Origin of the sequence: Methyloceanibacter sp. (assembly GCF_051306395.1) — a bacterium.
Taxonomy (GTDB): domain Bacteria; phylum Pseudomonadota; class Alphaproteobacteria; order Rhizobiales; family Methyloligellaceae; genus Methyloceanibacter.
The window spans coordinates 1-4,389 of the sequence record NZ_JBPPND010000028.1 but is presented as its reverse complement, the minus strand read 5'-3'; the positions used below and the strand labels follow the sequence as shown (position 1 = coordinate 4,389).

Sequence of the window (4,389 nt, the reverse complement as noted above, 5' to 3'; positions counted from 1 at the left end):
TTGGCCTCATCCGGGGTTAGGGTTTCGGCCACAAGGCCAAAGCGCGCGCCAGCCGGCACCGCCGCGCTATCCTCCCCGGCGACCGTGAGCGTCAGCGGCAATGCACCTCCACCCGAATCCGGCTTGAGCACGGCGCGGATGTCTTCCATGGGCTGATCCGACACATTGGCGCCGGTGAGCATGAGTGTCTCGCTTGCCGCAGGCGCATCGAGCAACCACTGGATCGGCGCGGAGCCTGTGTCCGCTACGGGCTCGATCTGGGGCTCGGCCTCGGGTTCCGGTGAGTTCCTCTGCTCTGCTCCCGGCTCGGCTTTCTGCTCGGTGTTCGGCTCGGCCGTCTGCTCAGCCTTGAACCACGCCCCCCAGGAGAACCAATCGGCGGTCGACGCGCTCAGGACCGGCTGCGGTTCGCGGGCGCCAGCTTCCTTCCTTGCGCTCGCGAGCGAGGTAGAGGCCTGTTCAAGCGCTGTGGTGAGCTCCAGGGCAGGGCGGTCCCACCCGGCCGGGAGCTTTTTGGCGAGCTGAGCGAGGCCCTTGTGGATCTGGCTGGGGCCTTGGGCCGTCGAGAAGAACACACAGCCGGCGACCAAGACGATGGTCAGCGCCGTCGAGCCGAGCGTGACCCAGGTCCTGCGCTGGCTATAAGTCGCAACGAACAGGAGTATCAAAACGATACCGGCAACGAGCAGATCCAAAGTATGCCCCAAGTTCATCCCTCGTGACCGCCACGATGGTCCAAAACCGTGGCACGAGCACGGCGAAGCCTGCCGGAAAACCGTGAATATCCGCCTACCGCCGCGCCTTGCGGGCGGGGGCCGAGGCTGCGCCAGGCCCGACGTTCGACTACATCACCCTCCCGTCGGGAACAGAAGCTGCACCTGGAAACGGAGCTGCCAGTCCGGGCCTTCTTCCGGCGTGATGACGTTGTCGTAGGCGCTGAGCGACATGTTCACGGGCTGCGCGCCGATATTGAACACGCGCCCCACGCCGCCGCCGAGCGGTAGCGTCCACTGGTCGTCGGCGGCCGCATTCCAATCGGCGGTGATGATCGGCGCGGAGGAGAGATACCAGCCGTGCTTCAGGTTGTAGTTGACGAAGTACTGAAGCAGGAAGGCGTTCACGTCCGGCTCGTTCGAGTCACCCGCGAACGACCAGATGTTATTGACGAGCGCGCCGACCACCCACTTGCCCGGCGTCCAGACGATGGCGGCCGTCGGACCTGCGCCCCATTTGTCGGGCCCAAGACTCCTGTCCGTGTTGGTGGGCAGGAGGAGGGTCGGCCCGGCGCCGATCATGAGCTTCGGACTGACCTGCTTCACGAAGAAGAAGCTCGGATTGAAATTGCCGAGACCGAAATCGCTCTCGTCGCCTTGGTACACCGGCGGCTGATAGACCACCGGCAGGATCCAGCGCGTGACCAGATTCCAGTCCTCGTTCAGCTTGAACGGGATCACCGGCTGGATGTTGAGAATGTTCTGGTCTTTGTCGAACGGGCCGACATTGAAGTTGGTGTTGTTTTGGAACGGGACCGAAATCAGATTGGCGATCGGATTTTGTGCCTGCTGAGCAAGGTCGCCTGAGTCCTGTGCTTGGACTGAAGAGACGGTCGCCGCCGTAACCGAAAGCGCGCCCGCCAAAATCCCCCGTAACGCATTCATGCCGCATCCTCCCCTAAGTCGGACCGGGAGCGCACCAATGTCGCTGCCAACCGCCGATTCTGCAACTCTACAGCAACTAGGACCAAGATTGTCCCCAGAGGTTGTTCGCGCGTTTGCCGCGGGCCCACGCCTTGCCAAAGGTGGCGGGGAGGGGCCGTATCCCCTAAAACCGCGCTAAACGAATAGAGAAAAATAGATCCCCCGCATGGCCCCGCCGCCCCTTCTTCTTCTGAGAGAGATCTCGCTGAGCTTTGGCAGCAAGCCGCTGCTGGATGGTGCCACGCTGTCCATCGGCCCCTCGGAGCGGTTGTGTCTGGTGGGGCGGAACGGCTCGGGAAAGTCCACTTTGCTCAAGATCGCCTCGGGCGAGATCGAGCCCGATAGCGGCAGCCGTTTCGTCCAGCCCGGCGTGACCATCCGCTACCTGGCGCAAGACCCGGATCTGTCGGGCTTTGCGACCACGCGCGCCTTTGTCGAGGCGGGACTCTCCCCAGGCGATGATCCCCACCGTGCGCGGTATCTCCTGGAAAGCCTCGGCCTTACGGGTGAGGAAGCACCGTCGCGTTTGTCAGGCGGCGAGACGCGCCGCGCGGCGTTGGCCCAGGTGCTCGCGCCAGACCCGGACATTCTACTGTTGGACGAGCCCACCAACCATTTGGACGTGGTGGCCCTCGAGGAACTGGAAGCGGTGCTGAAGGCCTCGCGGTCGGCGCTGGTGCTGATCAGTCATGACCGGCGCTTCCTGGAGACCCTTTCACACGCCACTGTGTGGCTGGACCGCGGCACCACACGGCGGCTCGAGCAAGGGTTTGGCGCTTTCGAGGCGTGGCGGGACGGCATCCTCGAAGAGGAGGAGATCGCGCATCACAAGCTCGACCGGCAGATCGTGCGGGAGGAGCATTGGCTGCGCTATGGCGTCAGTGCACGGCGAAAACGCAACCAGCGGCGGCTTGAAGGGCTGCTCTCCTTGCGCGGCACGCGTGTTCAGGCGAAGCAGAACCGTATCCAAGCCGACGTGAAGCTGACTGCGCATGAAGCCGGTGAGGCGGGGCGGAAAGTCATCGAGGCCCATCGGCTCGCCAAGAGCTACGGCGACCTAAAGCTGGTCAGCGACTTCAGCATCAGAATCGCCCGCGGCAACCGGGTCGGCCTTGTTGGGCCGAACGGCGCCGGCAAGACGACTCTCATCAACCTCCTGACGGGTTCGTTGAAACCCGACGCCGGCACCGTGAAGCTCGGCACCAATCTCGAAGTGGCGAGTCTCGATCAACGCCGCGAGAAGCTCGATCCGGAGCAAAGCGTTTCCGCGACGCTCACTGACGGCAGCGGCGATTCGGTGATCATCAATGGCGAAGAGCGTCACGTCATCAGCTATATGCGGGACTTTCTGTTCGCGCCCGAACAGGCCGGAACGCCCGTGAAGGCCCTTTCGGGCGGGGAGCAGGGCCGGCTGATGCTCGCGGTGGCGCTGGCGCATCCGTCCAACGTGCTCGTGCTGGACGAGCCGACCAACGATCTCGATCTGGAAACACTCGACGTACTCCAGGAGATGCTGGCGAGCTATCCTGGCACCGTGCTGCTCGTCAGCCACGACCGCGATTTCTTGGACCGCACCGTCACCTCGGTGGTCGTGGCGGAAGGGGACGGCCGGTGGATCGAGTATGCCGGCGGCTATACCGACATGGTCGCGCAGCGTGGCAAGGGTGTGGGAGACATCCCACAAGAGGCGCCCAAGGACAGTTCTACGCCGAAGAACGCGGCAAAGTCGTCGGTGCCTGATAAGCCTGCCTTGGGACCGCGCAAGCGCCTCAGCCCCACAGAGCAGCACGCCTTGAAGACCCTGCCCATGCGCATCGCCGCGCTTCACGACGAGATCGGGCGGCTGGAACGGTTGCTCGCGGATCCGGATTTCTATGAGCGGGACCGGGAAGCGTTCACGGCCGCAGGCACCGCGTTGACCAAGGTGCAAGGAGACTTGGCCACGGCCGAGGAAGAGTGGTTGCGGCTCGAACTGCTAAGCGAAGAAATGGAGCAGAGCGCGCCGTCCCAATGACGCAAAGATCCCTAGAGCCCGCGCGGCGACGCCTTGATCCAACGACGAAAAGGCCGTAGGTGTCAGGCGGTGCCGACCAGAACCAAATTGGAGTGATGACCATGTCCGGGAGACTTCTCCCTTCCTTTGTTTTCGTCGCCACATTGCTGGCGATGACCGTGCCTTCCGCCGCCCAGTATTCGTCTGCGGTCAAGGGGGCGTGCAAGAACGACTACAAGCGCTTTTGCGGGGTTTACGCGGTCAACGATCCAGGCCTGCGGAAGTGCATGGATAAGGCCGGTCCGAGCTTGTCGAACAACTGTGTTGTTACCCTCGTGAATGCGGGCGAGGTGAGTTACCAGCGTGCTACTCAGCGCTGGGGTCACAAGCTCCAAAAAGTCGAGTAGTCTTCGCGAGAAAATTGCGCGTATCGCTTGCTGATGGCCGGGCTTGTCCCGGCCATTCTACATTTTCTGGTGGCCCGGCCCGTTGTGGGTATGTGTGCAAGTCAATTTTCACTTGTAATGCAAAGGTTTGCTTTCCGGTTTATGCACTCTTAAGCGTGCGATCTCTTACGGCCAGCTCTGAGCATTATTGCCAATGTTCCAAGCGACATTGCTTCTTGGAACCTTTTCCTTTGCTCTAAGCTCCAGCTGTATTGTCCACGCTTGAGGAGGCAAGGAGAACCCCATATGCGCA

Annotated in this window: 4 protein-coding genes; 2 read left to right on the top strand and 2 right to left on the bottom strand. The window is 62.5% G+C overall.

Annotated features, from left to right (window positions below; all coding sequences use genetic code 11):
* Both ACSLE4_RS02490 and ACSLE4_RS02485 read right to left on the bottom strand, forming a co-directional pair.
* Positions 1 to 707: hypothetical protein (locus ACSLE4_RS02490; RefSeq protein ID WP_435902916.1), on the bottom strand; the 707-nt coding region annotated here is incomplete at its 3' end.
* A 141-nt stretch (positions 708 to 848) separates the two neighbouring features.
* Positions 849 to 1,658 (bottom strand): hypothetical protein, encoded by an 810-nt coding sequence (locus tag ACSLE4_RS02485; RefSeq protein WP_435902915.1) that lies wholly within the window; start codon positions 1,656 to 1,658, stop codon positions 849 to 851.
* A gap of 205 nt (positions 1,659 to 1,863) precedes the next feature.
* Between ACSLE4_RS02485 and ACSLE4_RS02480 the strand changes: the two genes are divergently transcribed.
* The gene (locus ACSLE4_RS02480; protein ID WP_435902914.1) at positions 1,864 to 3,711 is read left to right on the top strand and encodes an ABC-F family ATP-binding cassette domain-containing protein; all 1,848 of its coding nucleotides are present in this window, start codon (positions 1,864 to 1,866) and stop codon (positions 3,709 to 3,711) included.
* A gap of 59 nt (positions 3,712 to 3,770) precedes the next feature.
* Positions 3,771 to 4,097, top strand: a complete 327-nt coding sequence (locus ACSLE4_RS02475; protein ID WP_435902913.1) for a hypothetical protein — start codon at positions 3,771 to 3,773, stop codon at positions 4,095 to 4,097.
* The last annotated feature ends 292 nt before the right edge of the window (positions 4,098 to 4,389 follow it).